A 22703-nucleotide genomic window follows, 5' to 3' on the forward strand; every position below is an offset into this window, starting at 1 on the left:
ATCAGCCCAGAAGCGCGCGGGTGAACCGGGCAGAGCGGGTGTTTGCGCCGACAAAGATCGACATGAAGCCGCGCTTGATACCGGGCTGGCTCAGGGTGCAGGCGGTGCGCCCGTTGCGCAGGAACGTCACCCGGTCCGGTCCCTGGCTGACGGCGAGATAGCGGTCGCCGGGGGAGACGGCCTGGAAACAGGCCTCGAACCGGGCGCGGGCCGGGGCGGGATGCCCCAGGCGCCGCATCTCGCGCAGGGTGGATTCGACCAGATCCTTCTGGCTCAGCCGGCGCTGATAGGTCAGCTCGATCCCGAAATCCTGCGACCAGTCCAAAGGCGCTGCGCCCCGCGTGAACAGCCGCGCCTGATAGACCGGAGAACCAAGGAACCGGAACGTCGCCGCGCCGCGCTGTTCGGCCCCCGGCAGCAGCGACTGCACCGGGGAGGCAAAGCCTGCCGCCGGAACCGCCAGCAGGCACAGGGTCAGAAGCAGCTTACGCATGGGCCAGCTCCACCTGCACCACATTGGTGTGGCCGATGGCAAAGGAGGCGGCGCAGATCTCCAGATAGTACTGCCAGTTGCGGAAGAACGCCTCGCCATAGCCCAGCTCTGTGATCCGGCGCTTCTGCGCGGCCAGGCGCTCTGCCCAGATCCGGCAGGTGCGGGCGTAATCCTGGCCGAAGGCGAAACTGTCCGCGACCTGCAGCCCGGCGGATCTTGCCTGCTGCGCGATCATCTGGTCGGACAGCAGCATGCCGCCGGGAAAGACATACTGGCGGATATAGTCGGAGGAGGTGCGGTAGGTCGGGAAGAAGTCATCGCGCACCGTGATCGCCTGCAGCAGCACCCGGCCGCCTTCAGCCAGGCTCGTCTTGAGCTTGGCGAAATAGCTGGGCCAATACCGCTCGCCCACGGCCTCGATCATCTCGATGGAGACGATGCTGGAGAATTTTCCGTCGATGTCGCGGTAATCACGCAGCTGGATGTCGGCGCGCCCGTCCAGGCGGCTTTCGGCATAGCTGTGCTGGTTGCGCGAGATGGTGACGCCGGTCACATCGCGGCCCTCGGCACTGGCTTGTTCGGCAAAACCGCCCCAGCCGCAGCCGATCTCCAGCACCTGCTCGCCATCCCCCAGCCGCGACAGAATGCGGGCGTTCTTGCGGGTCTGCGCCTGCGCCAGATCATCGCCCTCCGCCGCGAACAGGCCGGAGGAATAGGTCATGCCATCGTCCAGCCACAGCTGGTAGAACTCATTGCCGACATCGTAATGGGCGCGGATGTTCTTGCGCGCGCCGCGTTTGGAATTGGCCCGCAGCAGGGTGTCGACAATGCGGAATTTGGCGCGGTTCAGCGGGCTGGCCTGATCGTAGCTGCCCAGGTGATCCCGGTTGCGCATCGCCAGCTGCATCAGGGCATCGACCGACGGGGTGTCCCACAAGCCCTGCACATAGGTTTCGCCCAGCCCGACCTGGCCGTGCGCCGCCATCGCGGAAACCGCGGCCCAGTCGTTGATCTGCATCTCGGCCTCGGGGCCGCTGTCGCCGAATTCATACCGTGCGCCATCCGGGGTGCGCAGCGTCAGCCGCCCCTCACGCAGTCGCGCGCAGGTGTTCAGGAATTGCGACTGAAGGGCTTTGTCCGTGAAGGCCATGATCCGTTCCTTTGACCAAAGAGGAGGGGAGAGCGTTCATCATGCGGACAATCCGCATGGCGCTGGCGATACCGTCTTCGTGAAAGCCGTGGCGGTTGTAGGCGCCGGCAAACCAGGTCCTGTTCTGCCCTTGCATCGCCCGGATCTGGTGCTGCGCCCGCAGCGCCGCCTTGTCGAAAACCGGATGCGAGAATTCCACCGTGTCATAGACTTTGTCCGCAGGAATGGGGCGGCTCGGATTCAGGGTCACGAACAGCGGATCGCTTTCGGGGATGCTTTGCAGGCGGTTCATCCAGTAGGTGACGCCAACGCCGCCGTCCTGACTGCGGTAGGCCCAGCTGGACCAGCAGCTGCGCCGCTTGGGCATCTGGCCTTCGTCGCAATGCAGAACCGCCGTGTTCGGCTGATAGCGGATCGCCCCCAGCGCTGCGGCCTCGGCCGGTGTGGCATCTGCCGCCAGGATGGCCAGCGCCTGATCGGAATGGCAGGCAAGGATGATGTCGTCGAACAGGCGCGGGTCTGCGCCCTCTGCCTGCACCGAAACGCCGCCCGCCTGCCGGGTGACCTGCCGGATCGGGCTGCCGGTGCGGATCTCGCAGCCGCGCGCAACCAGCGCCGCCTCCAGCCGGCGGACATATTCGATGCTGCCGCCCTTGACCGTCCACCACTGGTGCTTGCCGGTGCCCGCCAGCAGCGCGTGGTTGCGGAAGAAGCGGACCAGCGACTTGGCCGGGAAGGCATCGACGTCGGTGACCGGGGTCGACCAGATCGCGCCGCACATCGGCATCAGGTAATGGTTGCGGAACCAGCTGCCCAGGCCCAGCTCCTCCACCAGCTCGCCAATGGTCTTGTCGTCATCGGTGGCGGCGGCCTCGGCCCGTTTGCCGAAGCGCACGATATCGGCGACCATCTTGTGAAACTGCGGCCGCACCAGGTTGCGCTTCTGCGCCGCCAGCATCCGCAGGCTGTTCAGCCCGTATTCCAGGCGGCCGTCGTCGATGCTGGCGCAAAAGCTCATCTCGCTTTTGATCACCGGCACGTCCAGCTCGCGGAACAGCCGGGTAAGGTAAGGGTAGGTGACATAGTTGAACACGATGAAGCCGGTATCGACCGGCTGGTCGCCGTTCTTGCCCGCCAGAACGGTGCGGGCATGGCCGCCCAGCCGGGGGGCGGCCTCAAACAAGGTGACGTCATGGCTGACCGCCAGATAATACGCCGCGGACAGACCGGAAATACCGCCTCCCGCGATGGCGATCTTGCGGCGTGGCCCCTGAGTTTGATCCAGCATGCGACGGTTTTCCCTTGCTGTTGTTTGGACCGGATACGCCGCAGGCAAGAAAGCGGATCACCGCTTTCGCGATAAAACTGTGCTTGCGGGTGATCCGGGGCGGCGGCGCCTGCGTAACCGGTGCATGATTGAGCATGTTTCAGCACAGACATTTCATGCCCGCCGGGGGCGCCTGAAAAACGCCTTCCGCTATGGCGTGGACTACGTTCTGACCGATATGACCAGTGGTGCGCCGCCGCTGCTGTCGCGCAACCGCTTCAATCTGTTTTCGATCCACGACCGCCGCCACGGCGGCCCGCGCGGCTGCGGCCGCGGCATCCTGTGGTTCCGGGAGGAGCTGGAGCGGCGCGGCTTTCCTTTGGAGGGCGCCCAGCTGCTGCTGCTGACCCAGCCGAGCTTCCTGTGGTTTCACTTCAACCCGGTCAGTTTCTGGATTGCAGTCCGGGACGGCAGCCCGCGTGCCTTTATCGCGGAGGTGAACAACACCTTTGGCCACCGCCACTGCTATTTCGCGGCGCACCCGGACTTCCGCCCGATCCGGCGCAGCGATGTGATCGAAGCGGAGAAGCTGATGCATGTCTCGCCGTTTCAGCAGGTCGCCGGGCGCTACCGGTTCAATTTCGGGATGACGGACCAGGCGTTCAACATACGGATTTATTATACCAACGGGGCCGAGGGCGTGCTGGCCACGCTGGACGGGCCGCGCCGCCCGGTGACATCCGGCGGCCTGCTGCGCGCCGCGCTGCGCAGGCCCTTCGGGGCGGCCCGCGTGGTGGCGCTGATTTACTGGCAGGCGCTCAGGCTTTGGATCAAGCGGGCGCCGTTCCTGCGCAAGCCGCCACCGCCAAAGCCGCTGATTTCCGACAGTTCGACATTTTCCGGAGGCGGAGCATGACAGACTTTGCAGGCAAGACGATCTGGCTGGTCGGGGCCAGTCACGGGCTGGGGCGCGCGGTGGCGCGGAAGCTCGACCGGGCCGGCGCCCGGCTGGTTCTGTCGGCGCGGTCCGAAGACGCGCTGGAGGAGCTGGCGCAGGAACTGACGCAGGCGCGGGCGGTGCCGCTGGATGTGACCGATGCGGAGTCGGTCGCAGAGGCTGCCCGCCGGGCCGGTCCGGTTGATGCGCTGGTCTACAACGCCGGCGCCTACGAGCCGATGCGGACCCAGGACTGGGATGCGGACGCGGTGCTGGGGATGAGCGACGTGAATTTCACCGGCGCGCTGCGGGTTCTGGGGCAGATCGTGCCGGCGTTCGTGAAGGCCGGGCGCGGCGATATCACCCTGGTCGGGTCCTTGGCGGGATACCGGGGGCTGCCGGCCTCAATCGGCTATGGCGCCAGCAAGGCGGCGCTGATCAGCCTGGCGGAAACCATGCGCCTTGACCTGAGGGACAGCGGCGTCACCGTCCGCGTGGTCAATCCGGGCTTTATCAAAACCCGGCTGACGGACAAGAACAGCTTTAAGATGCCGCAGCTGATGGAGCCTGAGGAGGCCGCCGGGCATGTGGTGTCCGCGATGCGGTCGCGGCGGTTCCGGACGGATTTCCCGCGTCCCTTTTCCTATGCGATCAGAGCGTTTGAGCTGCTGCCCGACTGGCTGGTCTACCGCGGAAAGTAAGCGGGGCCGCCGCACGGGCGGCGCCCCCGGCGTGCGGGCCTCAGATCCGGAACAGCGGCTGCAGCAGGCGCGGCATCAGCGCCTTGAACCGCAGCGGCGCGTCGGTGGCCGCCAGGCAGATGCAGGGATCGCCGGCATCCGCAACCGGCGTATGGTCCAGGTTCTCGTCGCCGATTTCGACATCGCCCACACCAAACCGCCCGGTCTCGTCGCTGAAACTGCCCTGCAGCACCAGGGTCAGCTCCAGCCCGTTGTGACTGTGATCCGGCACCGCCTGCCCCGCAGGGATATACAGCAGCCGGGCGGATCCCGCCGCATCTTCGAACAGGATGTCCTGTTTCACCCCCATCCCCAGCGTCTTCCAGCGCAGCGGCCGCCCTTTCAGCGACTGCATCACCGGTCCGGGGTAGATACCGGCAGCGTCATACACCGGCTCCGGCGCTGCGGGGGCGTCCAGCTGCGCCATCAGTTTCGGCTTTGCGTCCTGCGTCAAGGCCGCGCAAGCGGACGTTTCCAGCAGCGCGCCGCCAACCGCCTGATGCGCGCCAAGCGCCGCCTGGCAGTCGCGGCAATAGGACAGGTGGCTGGCGACAACCATGGAATAGGCGTGCGGCAGGCTGCCGGACGCATAGGCCGCGATCATCGGATCGGGGATGTGATGTGTGATTGCAGGCATTCAACGCAATCCTTTTAGTTCCTTGCGCAGCCGCCCAAGGCCAAGGCGGATACGCGACTTTACTGTTCCCAGCGGCAAGCCGGTCTGGGTGCTGATCTCCTGATGGGTCAAATCCCCGATATAGGCCTTTTCGATCATCTCCTTCTGATCGGGGTGAAGCTGCTGGATCGCTTGCTTCAGGTGCAGGGCCTCCTGCTCCAGGGCGAGGATCTGGCTGGCGTCGGGCTCGGTTCCGGGATCCTCTCCCAGTTCATCGGGCACCGGCCGGCTTTCCTTGCGGACGATATCTATATGGCGGTTGCGGGCGATCTGGTAGATCCAGGCCGACGCCTGCGCCTTGTGCGGGTCAAACATCGCCGCCTTGCGCCAGATCGTCAGCATGACGTCCTGGACGATTTCCTCGGCAAGCGCAGGCCGCGCGCCGCATCGGATGATGAACCCTTTGAGCCGCGGGGCCAGGAAATCGAACATGTCGCCGAACGCCGCACGGTCCCGGTGGTCGCGCACAGCCAAAAGCCAGACGGTCAGCTCAGAATAGGTTTTGTCTCTTGACACTACTGCTTTGCCCTCAGGGGATGCCCGAAGCACAGCGGTTTTTCCGGGCGGCCTATCCAAGTTTAGTGTCAGCATAGTCCGGTTACGGAGCGCTGGGAAAGTTGGATCACGGGCTATCGCATTTTTTACGCGGGGCAGATGCCGGCAGTGCAGGCAAACTGATCCGCCTGCGGCGGCGGCGCGTAACAGCTGCAAACAGCTTTCAGGAAGGTGACTGCTTATGCGCAATATTGTTGTCAGCGGCGGGTCCGGGGCGATCGGGTCGGCCTTTGTCGGCGAACTGGCCCGCAAATACCCGCACGCCCGCATCCACAGCCTGTCGCGCAACCCGGATGCCCCCGTCCCGGAGGGCGTGCAAAGGCTGCCGGTGGATTATCTGGACGAGGAAAGCCTGAAAGCCGCGGCGGAACAGGTCGCCAAGGCGGGCGCGGTTGATCTGATGATCGTGGCGGGGGGGATCCTGCATCAGGGGGATTTGATGCCGGAAAAGTCGCTGCGGGAGCTGAGCGCCGAAAAACTCCTGGCGCTGTTCACCGCCAACACGGTCGTCCCGGCCCTGACCGCCAAGCATTTCCTGCCGCTGTTGCCGCGGGACCGGCGGGGGGTCTTAGCCGCCCTGTCCGCGCGTGTCGGCAGCATCTCCGACAACCATCTGGGGGGCTGGTATTCCTACCGGGCGTCCAAGGCCGCGCTGAACATGATCATCCGCAATGCCGCGATCGAAATCCGCCGCCGCAACCCGCAGGCCATTGCCGCCGGGCTGCATCCCGGCACGGTGGAAAGCGGCCTGTCCCAGCCCTTCCTACGCAACGTCGCCCCGGAGAAACGCTTCTCGCCGCAGTATTCGGTGTCCCGGATGCTGGATGTGATCGCCGCCCTGACGCCTGACGACAGCGGCCAGTGTTTCGCCTGGGACGGCAGCCTTATCGAACCCTGACCCGCCGCAAGCGCCAGAGCTGCCCCGAAGGCCTTTACCCGGGGCCAAAGGCGGGATCGTGATCGGGGGCGGGCGTCCCCGTCGCGGAAGCGGAGCCCAAATTTCTGGCACAATGCCTCCCTCTGCTTGGCCGTATGCGGCAGGCTCCGCCGCAAATGCGCACTCTGGGTAAAAAACATTTCCGGAAAATAAAAAATGTCTTTGTGATGCGCCTTCTTACTCGCATCATTCTCTTGAGACCAGATGAGTCCGCACATCGGCCCTGATCTGGTGCGCTGAACACCGGCCCGCCCCGCCTGACGCGGCTGCGCACGCCGGGAGATAAAAGCCGAGGCAACACACTCGGCAAAATGGCAATGAACCGGGAGGAAAATTCAAATGTCATTGGACGTGAGCACAATATTTGCTCAGCAAGTCACTCTGAACTCGCTGGTGCAGAACATTCTGTACGCATCGGGGATCGTCGGGGCAATTCTGGTGGTTGTCGGGCTTCTGCTGATCGACGCGGGCACCGCGCGCCGCAGGAACCTGTTCAATTCGACCATCGAAAAGACGCTGGGCTTCTTCCTGGGGTTTGCAACCTACTACATCATCGGGTTCGGCCTGTGGGCCGGGCAGTATTACATCATGGAAGGCGCGACCATGATGGATTCCATCAACGACTGGTGGCTGGGCGGCGCGATGACCAACGCCATGGCGCATCACACCGATCCGGGGACCTTTCCGGGGCTGAACACCTTCCAGATTTTCATCTTCTTCCTGGCGGTGTTTGCCGGGATCATCAACATCCTGCTGCACTTCGCAGTGTCGGAGCGGATGAAGGCGCCGGCCTATTTCATCACCTGCATCGTGGCGACCGTTGTGTCCTCGGCGCTCAGCTGGGCGACCTGGGGGTCGGTCGGGCCGCTGACCAATGCGGGCTTCCACGACTTCTTCGGCGTTGGCTTCGTGTATCTGTTCCCTGCGGGCATGGCGCTGGTGTTCACGCCGAAACTGGGCGCGCGCCCCGGCATGATGGCACCTCACCCGCGGATCTCGGCCTATCTGGCGCCCAGCATCGGCCTGTGCGCGCCGGGCCTCCTGCTGATCTTTGCGGGGCTGCCGATGGTGATCCTGTCCTGCCTGTTCTTCTTTGATCCCGAAGCGCTGGCAGTCAGCGTCACCATGGCCGACACCAGCGTCGGCATCGCGATCAACAACTACGCGATGGTCTGGGCCGGCGGCGCCATCACCGGCCTGCTGATTGCCTATTCGACCGGCAAATACGCCTATACCCTGCTTGGCCCGCTGGCGGGCTATGTCGCCGGGGCGTCGGGTTTCGATGTCTACCTGCCCTGGCAGGCCTTCATCGTCGGCCTTGCGGCGCCGTTTGTGGCCTACGCGGTGTATGAGTTCACGCTGAAGCGCGGCATTGATGAGCACAAGCTGTTCCCGCTGTTCCTCGGCGCCGGCGTCTTCGGGATTATCATGCTGGGGATTTTCAAGGCCGGCACCCCGCGCGGCGGCTACTTCGGCATCGAAGAGGGCGCCTATGCGTTCCAGCACGGGGAAATCTCGCTGGTGATGCAGCTGGCGGGCACGGCTGCCTGCATCGGCACCGGCGTGGTCACGGCGCTGATCCTGTCCTTCATCCTGGAGCGCACCGTGGGCCTGCGGGTGCATGAGGACGACCAGATCGAGGGCTTGGACGGCAAGATCTGGGATCTGGAGCCTGACGTGCTCACCCACGCGGACAGCGCGCAGAACGCCTGATCCCGCCCGCAACCGCAAAGGCCCCGGCATCTGCCGGGGCCTTTTTCCGTGGCCGGGCCGGCTCCCGCCCGGGCATCAAAGATGCGTGGTCAGCTTGTATCCCGGCGCAAAATACAGCCTGGCCAGCGTCACCGGGCTGCCGCGCAGCCAGGTGATCCGTTCCGCGGTGAACACCGGATCCCCAAGCGGCGCATCCAGAAACTCCGCCACGGATTGATCCGCCTTGGTGGCCATGAAGCTCAGCTCAAGATTGGTGAACGGCACTTTCTGCACCAGCCAGTCATTCGGGCCCGAGTGCAAAAAATCCGCCTCCAGCACCTCCGGGATGCTGCTGGGGATGACCCAGCGGACCTCGTACTGAAAGGGGGCGTTGTCCGCATAATGCATGCACCTGACATGCAGCACCTCCTGGCCCTGCGGCAGATCAAGCCGCGCCGACAGCCAGGCCGGGGCGGCGGCCACGCTGCGCTCCACCAGCGCATAGCGGTACTCCGCGCCGGTTCCGGCAATCTCATCGCGCACCAGCGGGATCGAGAACTGCGCCTTGCGCACCGGCGAATTCAGCACCCTTGTGCCCGCCTTGCGCTTGCGTTCCAGGAAGCCTTCCTCGGCCAGTTCCCGCAGCGCCCGGTTGACGGTGGTGCGGGTGCTGGAAAACTCCTCCGCCAGGTCGGTCTCGCTCGGCAGCAGGCTGTCGGGCGCCCAGATCCGGTTCTGGATCCGGTCAAGAACGACCTGCTTGATATCCCGGTAGCTCATGTTCTGGCGCGGTGCTGCCATGGTGCCTCTCAGGGTCATAAAGAAATTTAACACCTATAAGAATACACATAATCCCCGGGCAGGGAAGCGGCATCCCGCCGCTTCGGCCTGGGCACGCGGGCAGGGGGGCCTGCCGGGCGTCAGCCGCTCAGAACCACTGCCCGGGTTCCATCAGCCCCAGATCCAGCAGCTGGCGCGAGTGCCACTCGAACGGCGCGGAATTGTGCCAGCGGAAGGTTGCGATATCAAAGGTGGAGCCGGGGTTGCGCTTCAGCGCCTTGGCGGTGCGGAAGGAGCAGACGGCAGCTGTCAGGTTGTGATGCCAGGGGCAGGCATAGGTGTTGTATTCCGGATCGTTGAAAATGTGGCCCTGCTGCAGCTTCAGCCCCGGCTTGGCCCGGAACAGCGAAATCCGGTCGATCTTGCGGCTGGCCGGGGGGATGTGCTCCTCGAACCGCCAGCGCACGCCGCCGAAAAAGTCCAGCTGCCGCTCGTGGGGTTGGCCGGTTGCGGGGTCGGTGCGCGCCTGGGCGTAATAGCCGGACTTGTCCAGATGGGCAGTTTCCAGCGACACCGCACCGGGGCAGCTGTCCAGATCGCCCGCGTAAAGGTCGATCACATAGCTGAGCATGGCATCGCGCCGCTCCTCGGTGTGAAAGGTCAGCATCTCGCCGATGCTGCGGGTCTCGCAGAACGGGTAGAACAGGTATTCCGCGTTGTAGCAGTAATAGAGCCAGCAGCCCGGCCGCGCCGCAGCAATGACCGCGTTGACGGCATCGGTGACCGCGCCCTCCGGCCCGCAGTCAAACGGCACCCGGTGCACCTTGGCGCGCACGTCCTGCGGCAGGTCGAAGGCATCCGGCATCAGTGCGGCCACCGCTTTGAAGCCGCATTGCAGGTGGTGGCGCAGGGTGGTGGCAATCTCCACCTCATCCTCGATGAACACCAGCGCCACCGGGCCTTCGGCCAAGAGCGTCTTGCCCTGCTTCAGGAAATCCTCCAGCGAAGAATGCATCATGCCCGTCTGCCCCTGCCTTTCTGGCCTTTGCGGCCAAAATCGGGTAATTCCGGCGTCATTGCAAGCATCGGCATTTGCCTGTATGGCAGGCCGCTGACCCCGGATCAGGCTAAAAGGCTGAGACTCATGAGCGCCCCGAAGAAGCTGTTTATCAAGACCTATGGCTGTCAGATGAATGTCTACGACAGCGAACGCATGGCCGAAGCGCTGGGCGGCGAGGGCTATGTCGAGACCAAATCCGCCGATGACGCCGACATGATCCTGCTGAACACCTGCCACATCCGGGAAAAGGCGGCGGAGAAGGTCTATTCCGAACTGGGGCGCTTCAAGGGGCTGAAAGCCGAGAAGCCGGACCTGAAAATCGGCGTCGCGGGCTGCGTCGCCCAGGCTGAGGGCGAGGAGATCATGCGCCGCCAGCCGCTGGTCGATCTGGTGGTCGGCCCGCAAAGCTATCACCGGCTGCCGGAGATGGAAGCGAAGACCCGTGCGGGGCAGAAGGTGCTGGACACCGATTTCCCCGAGGAAGACAAGTTCGAGAAGCTGAAGAACCGCCCCAAGGCCAAGCGCGGCCCGACGGCGTTTCTGACCGTGCAGGAAGGCTGCGACAAGTTCTGCGCCTTCTGCGTGGTGCCCTACACCCGCGGCGCCGAAGTGTCGCGCCCGGCGGACCGCATCCTGCGCGAAGCCCGGGACCTGGTGGAGCGCGGCGTGCGCGAGATCACCCTTTTGGGCCAGAACGTGAACGCTTACCACGGCGCCGGCCCCAACGGCGACCTGACCCTGGCGCAGCTGATCTGGGAGCTGGACAAGATCGACGGTCTGGAGCGCATCCGCTTCACCACCTCGCACCCCAATGACATGCAGGACGACCTGATCGAGGCGCATGGCACCTGTGCCAAGCTGATGCCCTATCTGCACCTGCCGGTGCAGGCGGGTTCCGACAAGATCCTCAAGCGGATGAACCGCTCGCACACCGCCGAAAGCTATATCCGGCTGATCGAGCGCATCCGCGCCGCGCGCCCCGACATCCTGATCTCCGGCGATTTCATCGTCGGCTTCCCGGAAGAAACCGAAGAGGATTTCCAGGCCACCATGGACCTGGTGGAAGAGGTGAAATACGGCACCGCCTATTCCTTCAAATACTCCACCCGCCCCGGCACCCCGGCGGCGGAGCGTCCCCAGGTCGACCCCGCTGCGGCAGACGACCGGCTGCAGCGGCTGCAGGCTCTGCTCACCCGGCAGCAGCGCGAGGTGCAGGACAGCATGGTCGGCCGCGAGGTTGGCGTGCTGTTTGAGAAAACCGGCCGCCTGCCGGGCCAGATGGTGGGCAAGTCCGATTACCTCCACGCTGTCCACGTCGCCGATTGCAACCGGGACGCCGGAGAGCTGGCGCGGGTCCGGATTGTCTCCTCGGGCGCGAATTCGCTGGCGGGCGAGCTGATCGGCTAAGCCTGCCGCGGCACCCGCGAATCTCCTGTCGCGGGCGGGTTCCCCAAGGCCCGCCGCGGCCGCCCGGCGCGAACCGGGTGTGTCCTTCCTGCATCTTGCTCAGACACAATCTGTCCCGCACGCGCCAAGTGTCCGTGGCGCGCAATCAGCGTGCGCGCTAAAAACAGAAATTTAACAGATATAGAGTATCAATTTCAGTTAATTCTGCTGTCAGGCCTGAGCGGTGGGCACCAATGCGGCTAACACCCTGGGGAACTTAGGTGAAGGAAATCTGGTTGTGTCGAACTTCAAATTGAACAAGGTGATTGCGCTGGCTGCCGCTGCCTCGGCTGCGCTCAGCATCGCCGCCGCGCCGGCCGGCGCGCAGTCCCAGCAGCGGACGATCAAGGGCGAACGCTACGTTCCCACCATCTGGGTCGATCCGGACGGCTGCGAGCATTGGGTGATGGACGATGGCGCCGAGGGCTTTATGACGCCGCATGTCACCCCGGACGGCAAACCGGTCTGCCGCCGCGGCAACATTTGCGGCGTGATGCCGTCCGACCAGTTCTTTGCCACCAACAAGCATCACATCAATGCCGCTGGCCGCAAACGCCTGACCGAATTCTTCCAGAAGGCCAGGACCGACGGCGCCCGCTCCTTTGTGATTGCCGGGCACACCGACAGCCGCGCCTCGGACGAATACAACATCGGCCTGTCGCAGCGCCGCGCCAATGCGGTGGCACAGGTGGCCCGTTCGGCGGGCGCACGGGTCAATGACGTCCGGGCCTACGGCGAACGCGAACCGCGGGTGCCAAACACCAGCGCCGCCAACATGGCAACGAACCGCCGTGTCGAAATCTATTGCCTGCGCTGAGGAGAGACAGACGATGACAGCAGTAAAAACGGCCTTCCTCCTTGCCGCCGCCGCCGCAGTTTCAGCCTGTGCTACGGGCGCCGACAAATCCTCCGACGGGCATTTCGGCGATGGCAGCTCCTCGACCCTGTCGAACATGACCGCAGGCATCTGGGTCGACCCCAATGGCTGCGAGCATTGGATCATTGATGACGGGCTGGAGGGCTATGCCGACCTGCGCCGCACGCCCGATGGCAAGCCGGTCTGCAACAGCAACCTGCCGCGCAATGTGGCAACCGGCCCGTTCAAGAACGGCTCGACCCTCTGGGATCCGATCTGACCGCAGCAGACAAGCGCCGCTGCCTGCAGCCGCCCCTCGGGGCGGCTGATTTGTTTCAATTGAGTGAATTTCCGCTGCTGATGCTTGCGCAAACGGAACAGGGGCGGCAAACTGAAAGGGCAACCTTGGAATGAGGAGATCAGCTTGGCCATCGGTGCCCTGAATGACGCGCAAGACCAGACCGCAACCCATGAAGTGCTTCTGGAATTTCCCGACAACCGCTTGCTGATCGACCTGTGCGGCGAATACGACCGCAATCTGGCTGACATCGAACAAAAACTGGGCGTGCAGATCGTCCGCCGGGGCAACCAGCTCTCGGTGATGGGCGAAGATTCGGCGCGCGAACAGGCGGCCGGCGTGCTGACGGCTCTCTACGACCGGCTGGAAACCGGCCGCAGCGTCGAAAGCGGCGACATCGACCGCGAATTGCGCATGGGCCAGGAGGCTGACGAGGCCGAACCCGACGGCCAGCTGCAGATGTTCCGCGGCGGCCGGGTGGAGATCAAGACCCGCAAGAAACTGGTGGAGCCGCGCACCGAGGCGCAGAAGGCCTATGTGCATTCGCTGTTCGAGAATGAGCTGGCCTTCGGCATCGGCCCGGCCGGCACCGGCAAGACCTACCTGGCCGTGGCGGTGGGGGTCTCGATGTTCATCACCGGCCATGTCGACCGCATCATCCTGTCCCGTCCGGCGGTGGAGGCGGGCGAGAAGCTCGGCTATCTGCCCGGCGACATGAAGGACAAGGTCGATCCCTACATGCAGCCGCTCTATGACGCGCTGAACGACTTCCTGCCGGGCAAGCAACTGGCCAAGCTGCTCGAGGAAAAACGCATCGAGATCGCGCCCTTGGCCTTCATGCGCGGCCGCACGCTGTCGAATGCCTTTGTGGTGCTGGACGAGGCGCAGAACGCCACCACCATGCAGATGAAGATGTTCCTGACCCGCCTGGGCGAAGGCTCGCGCATGGTGATCACCGGCGACCGCAGCCAGGTCGACCTGCCGCGCGGGGTGCAATCGGGGCTGGCCGATGCCGAACGGCTGCTGAAATCCATCCCCAAGATCAGCTTCAACTACTTCACCGCCCGCGACGTGGTGCGCCACCCCCTTGTGGCGGCCATCATCGAGGCCTATGACGCAGACGCCATGCCGGCCTGACCCCGCGTTTCTCCTGCCCGAAATATCCCGGGGGTGCGGGGGCTGGCCCCCGTTTCCGGAAGATATCCATGACGCTCGACATCACCATCGAAGACGCCCGCTGGCAGCAGGCCGGGCTCGAGCCGCTGGCGGAGGAGGCCGTTGCTGCCGTCCTGGCCCATTTCGGGCTGGATGCAGAGATGTGCGAAATTTCGCTGCTGGGCTGCGACGATGCCCAGATCGCCGGGCTGAACGCGGAGTTCCGCGAAAAACCCGTGCCGACCAATGTGCTGAGCTGGCCCGCAGAGGAGCGCGCCCCGGACACGGACGGCGGCACGCCGGTGCCGCCAGAGCCTGATTTCACTGGCGAAATCCCGCTGGGGGACATCGCCATCTCCTATGGCACCTGCGCCCGCGAGGCATCGGAGGCAGGCAAGCCGCTGGCCGACCATGCTCGCCATCTGATCGTTCACGGACTGTTGCATCTTCTGGGCTATGATCACATCCGTGACCGCGATGCCGCATTAATGGAAGGGATTGAGGTGCTGATACTTGGCAAAATGGGTATCGCAAACCCATATATGACTGAGGACGCCTCTTAGACGGGGCTTTTGGATAGGACCGATGGGCGACACAGAAGGAAGTTCTAACGCGGCGCAGGGCGCGCTGCAGAACATGAACGGCACGGCGCCAGAAGCGCCGGCCACCGAGAAAACCGGTTTCTGGGCACGGCTTTTCAGCGTGTTCGGCGCGGAACCGCAGGCAGAAGACGACCCAGGCAGCGATCGGCCGGCCGCCGGCTCCGGCGCGCATGGCATGATCAATCTGCGCAGGCTGCGGGTGGAAGACGTGGCCATCCCCTCCGCCGAGATTGCTGCGGTGCCGGTCACCATCGACAAGGACGACCTGGTCGGCATCTTCCGGCAAAGCGGCTTTACCCGGATCCCGGTGTACGAGGGCACGCTGGACACGCCCCTGGGCTTTGTCCACCTCAAGGATTTCTCGCTCACCCATGGCTTCAATGGCGGCAGCACTGAGTTCGACCTGCAGCGGATGCTGCGGCCGCTGCTGTTTGTGCCGCCGTCGATGCCGATCGGGGTGCTGCTGACCAAGATGCAGGCCGAGCGCCGCCACATGGCGCTGGTGATCGACGAATACGGCGGTGTCGACGGTCTGGTGACCATCGAGGACCTGATCGAACAGGTGGTCGGCGAGATCGAGGATGAGCACGACGCCGACGAGCTGCAGACCTGGTACCAGGAGAAGCCGGGCAGCTACATCGCCCTGGCCCGCACGCCGCTTCCGGAATTCGAGAGCGAGATCGGCCAGTCCCTGACCAGCCATGACGCGGTCGATGAAGAAGAAATCGACACCCTGGGCGGTCTGGTCTTCATGCTGTCGGGCCGGGTGCCCGCCCGCGGCGAGGTGATCGAACATCCTGAAGGGGCCGAGTTTGAGGTGATCGACGCCGACCCGCGCCGGATCAAGCGGCTGCGCGTGCGGCTGCCGGACGCCGCCGCATGATGTCACTCGGGCTGCGCCGGGCGGCCCGCGGGCTCCGGCTGGCGCCGGCCGCGCTGGCGGTGGGCGGCGGTGCGCTGCTGTCGCTGTCGCTTGCCCCCTGGCATCTCCTGTTCGGGCTGCCGGTGGCGCTGGCTGCGGCCGGCTGGCTGGTCCTGCAGGCCGCCTCGGCCCGCACGGCGGCGCTGGCGGGCTGGCTGTTCGGGCTGGGGTATTTCGCCTTTGGCCTGTCGTGGATCATCGAACCCTTTCAAATCGACCCGGAGCGCCACGCCTGGATGGCGCCGTTTGCGCTGGTGTTCCTGGCCGCGGGCCTTGCCCTGTTCTGGGGCGTGGCCTTTGGCCTCACCGCGCGGCTCAGCCGCGGCGCCTGGCGGGTGCCGGTGCTGGCGGCGGTGTGGACGCTGGCGGAATTTGCCCGGGCCTATCTGCTGACGGGGTTTCCCTGGGCGGGCTTCGGGCAGTTCTGGATCGATACGCCGGCCGCGAACCTGCTGCCCTGGATCGGGCCGCAGGGGCTGGGCCTGCTGACATTGGCGGCCTTCCTGCCGCTGGCCCTGATCCGGCAGGCGCCGGTTGCCGCCGCCGCGCCGCTGGTCCTGTCCGCGGCTGCGGCCGCCGCCGTGCCGGCCCCAGAGCAGGCCGCGCCGACCGGCAAGACGGTGCGAATCGTTCAGCCCAACGCACCGCAGAACCTGAAATGGCACCCGGACCACCGCTGGGAATTTGTCCGCCGCTCCGTTGCGTTTTCGGCAGGGGCGCCGCGCCCCGACCTGATCGTCTGGCCGGAAACCGCGGTGCCGCAGCTGCTGAACTATGCCGGGGACACGCTGCGGGTCATCTCGGACAGCGCGGGCGGCGTGCCGGTCCTGCTGGGCATCCAGCGCGAGGAGGCAGGCGCCTACTATAACTCCGCGGTGCTGCTGGACGCCGACGGCATGGCTGCCGCCACCTATGACAAGGCGCATCTGGTGCCGTTCGGGGAATATGTGCCGTTCGGAGACGTCTTGGCGCGGTTCGGCATCTACGGATTTGCCTCCCAGGCGGGCGCGGGCTATGCCGCCGGACCCGGCGCGCAGGTGATGGAGCTGCCGGTCGGCAGCGCCCTGCCGCTGATCTGCTATGAGGCTGTTTTCCCTCAGGATGTGAACGCCGCCGAAACCCGGCCGCAAATGCTGGTGCAGATCACCAATGACGCCTGGTTCGGCACCCGGTCCGGCCCGTACCAGCATCTTGTGCAGGCCCGGATGCGGGCGCTGGAGCAGGGGCTGCCGATGATCCGCGCCGCCAACACCGGCGTCTCCGCCATGATCGCGCCGGACGGGGCGCTGCTGGACAGCCTGCCGCTGGGGGAGGCCGGATACATCGACGCAAGCCTGCCAAAAGCGCTGCCGCCGACGCTCCACAGCCGCACCGGCGACTGGCCGGTTCTGTTGCTGTGTCTTTTGGGGGCATTTGCCGCATTCTTCCGCCGCCGGCCCCTTGCGCTGCGCTCATAGCTGATTAACTCTATCCGAATATAAGTTGACCCGCGCGGTCTTGCCGCGTAATGCGGCCCGATACCTGCCACAACGGCTTCCTGGCGTGGCGGGCTGAACCTCAATGGAGCACTCTTTCATGACCCGTATGAACTACACCTTCACTTCGGAATCGGTTTCCGAAGGCCACCCGGACAAGGTCTGCGACCGCATTTCCGATGCAGTGCTGGACGCTTTCCTGGCGGAAGAGCCCGAAGCACGTGTGGCAGCTGAAACTTTCGCCACCACGAACCGTGTCGTCATCGGGGGCGAAGTCGGCCTGTCCGATCAGGACAAGCTGCACGACTACATGGGCAAGATCGACGAGATCGCCCGCGCCTGCATCAAGGACATCGGCTACGAGCAGGAGAAATTCCACCACGAGACGGTGGAAGTGACCAACCTGCTGCACGAGCAGTCCGCCCATATCGCGCAGGGCGTCGATGCCTCGGGCGAGAAGGACGAAGGCGCCGGCGACCAGGGCATCATGTTCGGGTTTGCCACCAATGAAACCGACGCGCTGATGCCGGCCCCGATCCAGTATTCGCACGCCATCCTGCGCCGCCTGGCCGAGGTGCGCAAAAACGGCACCGAGCCGGCGCTGGGCCCGGATGCGAAATCGCAGCTGTCGGTTATCTATGAAGGCGGCAAGCCGGTGGGCATCAGCTCGCTGGTGCTGTCGACCCAGCATCTGGACGACTCGCTGACCTCGAATGACATCCGCGCCATCGTCGAACCCTACATCCGCGAAACCCTGCCCGACGGCTGGCTGACCGAGAACACCGTTTGGCACGTGAACCCGACCGGCAAGTTCGTGATCGGCGGCCCGGATGGCGACGCGGGCCTGACCGGCCGCAAGATCATCGTCGACACCTACGGCGGCGCGGCCCCGCACGGCGGCGGCGCGTTCTCCGGCAAGGATCCGACCAAGGTGGACCGCTCGGCCGCCTATGCTGCGCGCTACCTGGCCAAGAACGTGGTGGCCGCGGGGATGGCGGACAAATGCACCATCCAGCTGTCCTATGCGATCGGCGTGTCCAAGCCGCTGTCGATCTATGCCGACACCCACGGCACCGGCGAAGTTGAGCCCGCTGCCATCGAAAAGGCGATTGATCAGGTGATGGACCTGACCCCGCGCGGCATCCGCCAGCACCTGGGTCTGAACAGGCCGATCTACCAGCGCACCGCGGCCTATGGCCACTTCGGCCGCGAGCCGGAGGCTGACGGCGGCTTCAGCTGGGAACGCACAGATCTGGCCGAGGCGCTGAAAAAAGCGGTCTGAGGCCATTGGCACAAAGGGGGAGCGGGCCGCAGGGTCCGCTCTTTTCATGTCCGGGGTACTTTCGCCCGGACCGGCACATTCAGGCAACGCGCCGCGCCCGCCGGGCGCGGCGCACCGGCAGCCTTCCTGACGTGTTCAGGCTGGAGCCGGCCGCCCGGCTGCGCCATAGTATCGGGTGGACTTCTTCAGCTTTTTGGGGCTGCGATGCTGCGATTGACAATTGCCTTTCTTTGCCTGGCGCTGCCGCTGTCCGCGGCCGCCAGGGAAACGCTGCCGCAGAAATTCAGCCTGCAGGGCCAGACGCTTGTCTATGACACCGGAACGGACGTGGAAGGCGAGCAGGCGGAGATCACCGACGAGGATGCCGAAAAGCTGAAGGAGATCCTGGCCCAGACGCCGCAGATCACCGAACTGCAGCTCAACAGCATCGGCGGCAGTGTCTTTGCGGGCGAGGAGATTGCCGCGCTGGTGCTGGACTACGGGCTGGACACCCTGATCGACGGCGAATGCATCAGCGCCTGCGTCGATGTCTTTCTGGCCGGCAACCGGCGGCGGATGACGCTTGGCTCCCGCATCGGGTTCCACCAGCGCAACTGGCCGGCGCAGGCGGTGCACGAATACTACCGCAGCGAACGCAAGGCGCAGCGCTGGTCGACCCCGTTTGAGTTCGGCTCGTGGATTTATGAAGACACCCAGCGCGAGATCTACGACCATCTCAGCTATATGGTGGCGCGCGGCGTCGATCCTGCCTTTGCCATCGAGACGCTGCGCACCGGCCCCGACGGGGAGTGGTATCCCAGCCGCCTGCGCCTGATCGCCGCCGGCGTTCTGCGGGAGGTTCTGCCCGGGCCGCAGCGCCAGCCGCGCTGACGCCGGCTTGACCCCAAGGCCTGCTTGCGGCACAGGAGCGGCCAGCCTTTCAAATACCGCCTCGAACAGGAGCCCAGACGCATGTCCGGCGACCAGAAGCCCCGCGACGACCAGTCCAAGGATGCCCAGCCCGCCGCCACCAATGCGGCAGAGAAACACGCCAGCGGCGCGCCCTGGCGCAATTTTTACGGCCGCTTCAAGGGCAAGACGCTGAAGGACAGCCAGAAGCGCTATCTGGACGAGGATCTGGCCAAGCTCAGCCCCGGCGCCGTCGGCTGGGAGGAGAACCCGGAGCGCACGCCGCTGGACCTCGGCGCGCTGTTTGGCGGCAGGGATGTGTGGCTGGAAGTCGGCTTTGGCGGCGGCGAGCATCTGGTGCATCAGGCCGTCAGCAATCCGGATGCCGGCATCATCGGCGCCGAACCCTTTATCAACGGCGTGGCGATGCTGCTGGGCAAGATCCGCAACTCAGGCGCGGACAATATCGCCATCCACCCGGGCGATGCCCGCGACCTGATGGATGTGCTGCCCGCGGGGTCGGTCTCGCGCGCCTTCCTGCTGTACCCGGACCCCTGGCCGAAGAAGCGCCACCACCGCCGCCGGTTTGTGACGCAGGAGCATCTGGAACCGCTGGCCCGCTGCCTGAAGCCAGGCGCGATCTTCCGGGTGGCGACCGATATCCCCGATTACGTGCGCCAGACGCTTGAGGAGGTGCCCAAGGCCGGTTTCGAATGGCTGGCCGAAGGCCCCGAAGACTGGCGCCAGCCCTGGCAGGACTGGATCTCCACCCGCTATGAGCAGAAGGCTCTGCGCGAAGGCCGCACGCCGCATTACCTGACCTTCCGCCGCCTGGGCTGAGGCCAATTACGCTGGACCGGCCAGACCCAATCCGTTACCGATAGCGCAAACGAACAGACGAACGACCGACAGACGAAGGAAGCCCCATGTCCGGACACGGCACGCCCATCCCGATGACCTCGCACCGCTCTGGCCCGCTTAAGGGCGTGGCGGAGGTGCCCGGCGACAAGTCGATCTCGCACCGGTCGCTGATCCTGGGCGCGCTGTCGGTGGGGGAGACGAAGATCTCCGGCCTGCTGGAAGGCGAAGATGTGCTGGACACCGCCAAGGCGATGCAGGCTTTTGGCGCCGAGGTGGTGAACCATGGCGGCGGCAACTGGTCGGTGTTCGGCGTTGGCGTCGGCGGCTTTGCGGAGCCGGACGATGTGATCGACTGCGGCAACTCCGGCACCGGCGTGCGGCTGATCATGGGCGTTATGGCGACCTCTCCGATCACCGCGACCTTCACCGGCGACGCTTCTCTGAACAAGCGCCCGATGGCGCGCGTCACCGACCCGCTGGCGCTGTTCGGCACCCAGTCCGTAGGCCGCTCCGGCGGGCGGCTGCCGATGACCATCATCGGCGCGGCGGATCCGGTTCCGGTCCGCTATGAGGTGCCGGTGCCGTCGGCGCAGGTGAAATCCGCAGTGCTGTTTGCGGGCCTCAACGCGCCTGGCAAGACCGTGGTGATCGAGAAGGAAGCCACCCGCGACCATACCGAACGGATGCTGGCCGGTTTCGGCGCCGAGATCACCACCGAGGACACCGATGAGGGCCGCGTCATCACCCTGACCGGCCGCCCGGAGCTGAAACCGCAGGTGATCGCGGTGCCGCGTGATCCGTCTTCCGCGGCGTTTCCAGTTTGCGCCGCGCTGATCACCCCCGGTTCAGACGTGCTGGTGCCGAACATCGGCCTCAACCCGACCCGCGCGGGCCTCTACTACACCCTGCAGGACATGGGCGCCGACCTGACGTTCGAGAACATGCGCGAGGAGGGCGGCGAGCCGGTGGCCGACCTGCGCGCCAAATACTCGCCCAATATGAAGGGTATCGAAGTGCCGCCGGAGCGCGCCGCCTCGATGATCGACGAATACCCGGTGCTGTCGGTGGTGGCCGCCTTCGCCGAGGGCAAGACCATGATGGCGGGTGTGAAGGAACTGCGGGTCAAGGAAAGCGACCGCATCGACGCGATGGCCAGGGGCCTGCGCGCCAATGGCGTCGCGGTCGAGGAAGGCGAGGACTGGTGGGCGGTCACCGGCCTCGGCATTGACGGCGTTCCGGGCGGCGGCACCTGCGAAAGCTTCCTGGACCACCGCATCGCCATGTCCTTCATGGTGATGGGCATGGGCGCGCAGAACGCTGTCTCGGTCGATGACGGCAGCCCGATCGCAACCTCCTTCCCGATCTTTGAAACCCTGATGGGCAATCTGGGGGCCAGGCTGGAACGCACATGAGCAAGAGTTTTACCATAGCGGTCGACGGACCGGCCGCCGCAGGCAAGGGCACCATCTCCAAGGCGGTGGCGGCCCATTACGGCTTCGGCCACCTGGATACCGGGCTGCTGTACCGGGCGGTCGGCGCCAAGATGCTGGAAGGCGTGGCGCCGGTCACGGCGGCCCAGACCCTGACACCGCAGGATCTGGCACGAGAGGACCTGCGCGGGCCGGAGGTGGCGCAGGCGGCCTCCAAGGTGGCGGTGATTGCCGAAGTGCGCGCGGCGCTGGTGGACTTTCAGCGCGCCTTTGCCCGCCGGGCGGGCGGCGCGGTGCTGGACGGGCGCGACATCGGCACGGTGATCTGCCCCTATGCGCAGGTGAAGCTGTTTGTCACCGCCAGCGCCGAGGTGCGCGCCCGGCGGCGGTTCCTGGAACTGGCGGCGGCCGGCAAGGTGATCACCCTGGCCGAAGTGCTGGCCGACGTGAAGGCACGAGACGACCGCGACATGAACCGCGCCGAGGCGCCGCTGAAACCGGCCGATGACGCGGTGCTGATCGACACCAGCGACCTGAGCATCGAAGAAGCGCTGGCCCGGGCTTTGGCCGTGATCGAAAGCCGGATGCAGCCCGCGGACTGACGCGGATACGCCCGCAACTGAGACATCAGCTGCGGGCCAAGAGGCAGGTGGGAAAGCCTGCCCGGCGGGACACGGCCTGCGCGGGATCAGAGCGCGCCGACCGCCACGTGCTTGATTTCGGCCCACTGGCTGTCCGCGGTCTTGGCGGTGCCTGCGACGTCTTCCAGGAAGGCCGCGCGGGTGGCGGCGTTCAGGAACAGGAACAGCTTGCCGTCATGCACCAGATACTGGTCCGGGTCGCCGTCGAACTTCTTGCCGACTGACACCCCGTAGGAGCAGAAGCCGCCATGCTGCGGCAGGTATTTCGCCGGGCTGGCCTCGAACGCGGTCTTGTTTTCTTCAGACGCGAAATAATACGAAGCGCCGTCCACGGTGGCGGAATAGGAGGCCACGCCTTCCACCGGGTTGCGGCTGTCCAGCAGCGCCACCAGATCGACGCCATGCGCGCCCAGCGGCGCGCCGCCGGCAGAGATGCCGTTGGAGACATTGACCTCGTCGGCGGCAAAGGCGGGCGCGGCCAGCACGGCGGACAGCGAAATCAGGGCGGTTGTCAGAAGCGTTTTCATGTTGGTCCTCATCGGATCTGTATGCGGTTTCAA

Annotated in this window: 24 protein-coding genes and 1 riboswitch; of the genes, 16 read left to right on the forward strand and 8 right to left on the reverse strand. The window is 65.4% G+C overall.

The window, feature by feature from the left end:
* Position 1: 1 nt before the first annotated feature.
* Genes R2C4_RS02170 through R2C4_RS02180 form a run of 3 tightly spaced genes read right to left on the reverse strand, consistent with a single transcriptional unit; the run spans position 2 to position 2931 of the window.
* Positions 2–493 carry a hypothetical protein gene (locus tag R2C4_RS02170; RefSeq protein ID WP_141889397.1) on the reverse strand — a complete coding sequence of 164 codons (492 nt, stop codon included), beginning with the start codon at positions 491–493 and terminating at the stop codon, positions 2–4.
* On the reverse strand, positions 486–1643 hold the full coding sequence (locus tag R2C4_RS02175) for an SAM-dependent methyltransferase (protein ID WP_141889398.1): 1158 nt from the start codon (positions 1641–1643) through the stop codon (positions 486–488). The genes R2C4_RS02170 and R2C4_RS02175 overlap by 8 nt, the downstream gene beginning before the upstream one ends.
* Positions 1582–2931 carry an NAD(P)/FAD-dependent oxidoreductase gene (locus R2C4_RS02180; RefSeq protein WP_141889399.1) on the reverse strand — a complete coding sequence of 450 codons (1350 nt, stop codon included), beginning with the start codon at positions 2929–2931 and terminating at the stop codon, positions 1582–1584. Before R2C4_RS02180 ends, R2C4_RS02175 begins: the two co-directional genes overlap by 62 nt.
* 124 nt (positions 2932–3055) lie before the next feature.
* On the opposite strand from R2C4_RS02180, the gene R2C4_RS02185 reads away from it, so the two are divergent.
* Together R2C4_RS02185 and R2C4_RS02190 are read left to right on the forward strand one after the other, a co-directional pair.
* Positions 3056–3826 carry a DUF1365 domain-containing protein gene (locus R2C4_RS02185; protein ID WP_141889400.1) on the forward strand — a complete coding sequence of 257 codons (771 nt, stop codon included), beginning with the start codon at positions 3056–3058 and terminating at the stop codon, positions 3824–3826.
* Positions 3823–4548: an SDR family NAD(P)-dependent oxidoreductase gene (locus tag R2C4_RS02190; RefSeq protein WP_141889401.1), complete on the forward strand. Its 726-nt coding sequence runs from the start codon at positions 3823–3825 to the stop codon at positions 4546–4548. Before R2C4_RS02185 ends, R2C4_RS02190 begins: the two co-directional genes overlap by 4 nt.
* 40 nt (positions 4549–4588) lie before the next feature.
* On the opposite strand, the gene R2C4_RS02195 is transcribed toward R2C4_RS02190, so the two are convergent.
* Positions 4589–5224 (reverse strand): ChrR family anti-sigma-E factor, encoded by a 636-nt coding sequence (locus R2C4_RS02195; protein WP_141889402.1) that lies wholly within the window; start codon positions 5222–5224, stop codon positions 4589–4591.
* Positions 5225–5779: a sigma-70 family RNA polymerase sigma factor gene (locus R2C4_RS02200; protein WP_141889403.1), complete on the reverse strand. Its 555-nt coding sequence runs from the start codon at positions 5777–5779 to the stop codon at positions 5225–5227.
* Between the two features lie 220 nt (positions 5780–5999).
* Here R2C4_RS02200 and R2C4_RS02205 point away from each other — a divergent pair, with 220 nt between their 5' ends.
* Both R2C4_RS02205 and R2C4_RS02210 read left to right on the forward strand, forming a co-directional pair.
* A complete protein-coding gene (locus tag R2C4_RS02205) occupies positions 6000–6716 on the forward strand; it encodes an SDR family NAD(P)-dependent oxidoreductase (protein ID WP_141889404.1) in 717 nt (238 codons plus the stop codon).
* Positions 6717–7094: 378 nt separating this feature from the next.
* A complete protein-coding gene (locus R2C4_RS02210) occupies positions 7095–8468 on the forward strand; it encodes an ammonium transporter (protein WP_141889405.1) in 1374 nt (457 codons plus the stop codon).
* Between the two features lie 75 nt (positions 8469–8543).
* Here the strand turns inward: R2C4_RS02210 and R2C4_RS02215 are convergent, their stop codons facing one another.
* Both R2C4_RS02215 and R2C4_RS02220 read right to left on the reverse strand, forming a co-directional pair.
* Positions 8544–9248, reverse strand: a complete 705-nt coding sequence (locus R2C4_RS02215; protein WP_244940768.1) for a histidine utilization transcriptional repressor HutC — start codon at positions 9246–9248, stop codon at positions 8544–8546.
* Between the two features lie 127 nt (positions 9249–9375).
* Positions 9376–10245 carry a glycosyltransferase family 2 protein gene (locus tag R2C4_RS02220; protein ID WP_141889407.1) on the reverse strand — a complete coding sequence of 290 codons (870 nt, stop codon included), beginning with the start codon at positions 10243–10245 and terminating at the stop codon, positions 9376–9378.
* 126 nt (positions 10246–10371) lie between these two features.
* Between R2C4_RS02220 and miaB the strand changes: the two genes are divergently transcribed.
* From miaB to R2C4_RS02280, 12 genes are all read left to right on the forward strand, one after another.
* A complete protein-coding gene (miaB, locus tag R2C4_RS02225; RefSeq protein WP_141889408.1) occupies positions 10372–11694 on the forward strand; it encodes a tRNA (N6-isopentenyl adenosine(37)-C2)-methylthiotransferase MiaB in 1323 nt (440 codons plus the stop codon).
* Positions 11695–11971: 277 nt separating this feature from the next.
* Complete coding sequence (locus tag R2C4_RS02230; protein ID WP_141889409.1) at positions 11972–12550, forward strand: OmpA family protein; 579 nt, start codon at positions 11972–11974, stop codon at positions 12548–12550.
* A 13-nt stretch (positions 12551–12563) separates the two neighbouring features.
* Positions 12564–12869 (forward strand): hypothetical protein, encoded by a 306-nt coding sequence (locus R2C4_RS02235; protein WP_141889410.1) that lies wholly within the window; start codon positions 12564–12566, stop codon positions 12867–12869.
* Between the two features lie 144 nt (positions 12870–13013).
* A complete protein-coding gene (locus tag R2C4_RS02240; protein WP_141889411.1) occupies positions 13014–14024 on the forward strand; it encodes a PhoH family protein in 1011 nt (336 codons plus the stop codon).
* 68 nt (positions 14025–14092) lie between these two features.
* Positions 14093–14605, forward strand: coding sequence for an rRNA maturation RNase YbeY (gene ybeY / locus R2C4_RS02245; protein ID WP_141889412.1), 513 nt, complete (start codon positions 14093–14095; stop codon positions 14603–14605).
* 22 nt (positions 14606–14627) lie between these two features.
* Positions 14628–15527, forward strand: coding sequence for a hemolysin family protein (locus R2C4_RS02250; protein ID WP_141889413.1), 900 nt, complete (start codon positions 14628–14630; stop codon positions 15525–15527).
* Complete coding sequence (lnt, locus tag R2C4_RS02255; protein ID WP_141889414.1) at positions 15524–17023, forward strand: apolipoprotein N-acyltransferase; 1500 nt, start codon at positions 15524–15526, stop codon at positions 17021–17023. Before R2C4_RS02250 ends, lnt begins: the two co-directional genes overlap by 4 nt.
* A gap of 61 nt (positions 17024–17084) precedes the next feature.
* A riboswitch (SAM-SAH riboswitch) is annotated at positions 17085–17134 on the forward strand.
* Between the two features lie 7 nt (positions 17135–17141).
* Positions 17142–18323: a methionine adenosyltransferase gene (gene metK, locus R2C4_RS02260; protein ID WP_141889415.1), complete on the forward strand. Its 1182-nt coding sequence runs from the start codon at positions 17142–17144 to the stop codon at positions 18321–18323.
* A 204-nt stretch (positions 18324–18527) separates the two neighbouring features.
* Positions 18528–19193 (forward strand): COG3904 family protein, encoded by a 666-nt coding sequence (locus R2C4_RS02265; RefSeq protein ID WP_141889416.1) that lies wholly within the window; start codon positions 18528–18530, stop codon positions 19191–19193.
* 81 nt (positions 19194–19274) lie between these two features.
* Entirely contained in the window at positions 19275–20051 is a 777-nt protein-coding gene (trmB, locus tag R2C4_RS02270) for a tRNA (guanine(46)-N(7))-methyltransferase TrmB (RefSeq protein WP_141889417.1), read from the forward strand.
* Positions 20052–20137: 86 nt separating this feature from the next.
* A complete protein-coding gene (aroA, locus tag R2C4_RS02275; protein WP_141889418.1) occupies positions 20138–21484 on the forward strand; it encodes a 3-phosphoshikimate 1-carboxyvinyltransferase in 1347 nt (448 codons plus the stop codon).
* Positions 21481–22104 (forward strand): (d)CMP kinase, encoded by a 624-nt coding sequence (locus R2C4_RS02280; protein WP_141889419.1) that lies wholly within the window; start codon positions 21481–21483, stop codon positions 22102–22104. The genes aroA and R2C4_RS02280 overlap by 4 nt, the downstream gene beginning before the upstream one ends.
* Positions 22105–22190: 86 nt before the next feature.
* On the opposite strand, the gene R2C4_RS02285 is transcribed toward R2C4_RS02280, so the two are convergent.
* Positions 22191–22670 (reverse strand): YHS domain-containing (seleno)protein, encoded by a 480-nt coding sequence (locus R2C4_RS02285; protein ID WP_141889420.1) that lies wholly within the window; start codon positions 22668–22670, stop codon positions 22191–22193.
* Positions 22671–22703 lie beyond the last annotated feature (33 nt).

The sequence above is a fragment of the Leisingera aquaemixtae genome (genome assembly GCF_006740765.1).
GTDB lineage: Bacteria > Pseudomonadota > Alphaproteobacteria > Rhodobacterales > Rhodobacteraceae > Leisingera > Leisingera aquaemixtae.

Excerpts from the sequence above, each read along its gene's own strand:
- R2C4_RS02170 (WP_141889397.1), bottom strand. The coding sequence starts at position 493 with ATGCGTAAGCTGCTTCTGACCCTGTGCCTGCTGGCGGTTCCGGCGGCA.
- R2C4_RS02175 (WP_141889398.1), bottom strand. The coding sequence starts at position 1,643 with ATGGCCTTCACGGACAAAGCCCTTCAGTCGCAATTCCTGAACACCTGC.
- R2C4_RS02180 (WP_141889399.1), bottom strand. The coding sequence starts at position 2,931 with ATGCTGGATCAAACTCAGGGGCCACGCCGCAAGATCGCCATCGCGGGA.
- R2C4_RS02185 (WP_141889400.1), top strand. The coding sequence starts at position 3,056 with ATGATTGAGCATGTTTCAGCACAGACATTTCATGCCCGCCGGGGGCGC.
- R2C4_RS02190 (WP_141889401.1), top strand. The coding sequence starts at position 3,823 with ATGACAGACTTTGCAGGCAAGACGATCTGGCTGGTCGGGGCCAGTCAC.
- R2C4_RS02195 (WP_141889402.1), bottom strand. The coding sequence starts at position 5,224 with ATGCCTGCAATCACACATCACATCCCCGATCCGATGATCGCGGCCTAT.
- R2C4_RS02205 (WP_141889404.1), top strand. The coding sequence starts at position 6,000 with ATGCGCAATATTGTTGTCAGCGGCGGGTCCGGGGCGATCGGGTCGGCC.
- R2C4_RS02210 (WP_141889405.1), top strand. The coding sequence starts at position 7,095 with ATGTCATTGGACGTGAGCACAATATTTGCTCAGCAAGTCACTCTGAAC.
- R2C4_RS02215 (WP_244940768.1), bottom strand. The coding sequence starts at position 9,248 with ATGGCAGCACCGCGCCAGAACATGAGCTACCGGGATATCAAGCAGGTC.
- R2C4_RS02220 (WP_141889407.1), bottom strand. The coding sequence starts at position 10,245 with ATGATGCATTCTTCGCTGGAGGATTTCCTGAAGCAGGGCAAGACGCTC.
- miaB (WP_141889408.1), top strand. The coding sequence starts at position 10,372 with ATGAGCGCCCCGAAGAAGCTGTTTATCAAGACCTATGGCTGTCAGATG.
- R2C4_RS02235 (WP_141889410.1), top strand. The coding sequence starts at position 12,564 with ATGACAGCAGTAAAAACGGCCTTCCTCCTTGCCGCCGCCGCCGCAGTT.
- ybeY (WP_141889412.1), top strand. The coding sequence starts at position 14,093 with ATGACGCTCGACATCACCATCGAAGACGCCCGCTGGCAGCAGGCCGGG.
- R2C4_RS02250 (WP_141889413.1), top strand. The coding sequence starts at position 14,628 with ATGGGCGACACAGAAGGAAGTTCTAACGCGGCGCAGGGCGCGCTGCAG.
- lnt (WP_141889414.1), top strand. The coding sequence starts at position 15,524 with ATGATGTCACTCGGGCTGCGCCGGGCGGCCCGCGGGCTCCGGCTGGCG.
- metK (WP_141889415.1), top strand. The coding sequence starts at position 17,142 with ATGACCCGTATGAACTACACCTTCACTTCGGAATCGGTTTCCGAAGGC.
- R2C4_RS02265 (WP_141889416.1), top strand. The coding sequence starts at position 18,528 with ATGCTGCGATTGACAATTGCCTTTCTTTGCCTGGCGCTGCCGCTGTCC.
- trmB (WP_141889417.1), top strand. The coding sequence starts at position 19,275 with ATGTCCGGCGACCAGAAGCCCCGCGACGACCAGTCCAAGGATGCCCAG.
- aroA (WP_141889418.1), top strand. The coding sequence starts at position 20,138 with ATGTCCGGACACGGCACGCCCATCCCGATGACCTCGCACCGCTCTGGC.
- R2C4_RS02280 (WP_141889419.1), top strand. The coding sequence starts at position 21,481 with ATGAGCAAGAGTTTTACCATAGCGGTCGACGGACCGGCCGCCGCAGGC.
- R2C4_RS02285 (WP_141889420.1), bottom strand. The coding sequence starts at position 22,670 with ATGAAAACGCTTCTGACAACCGCCCTGATTTCGCTGTCCGCCGTGCTG.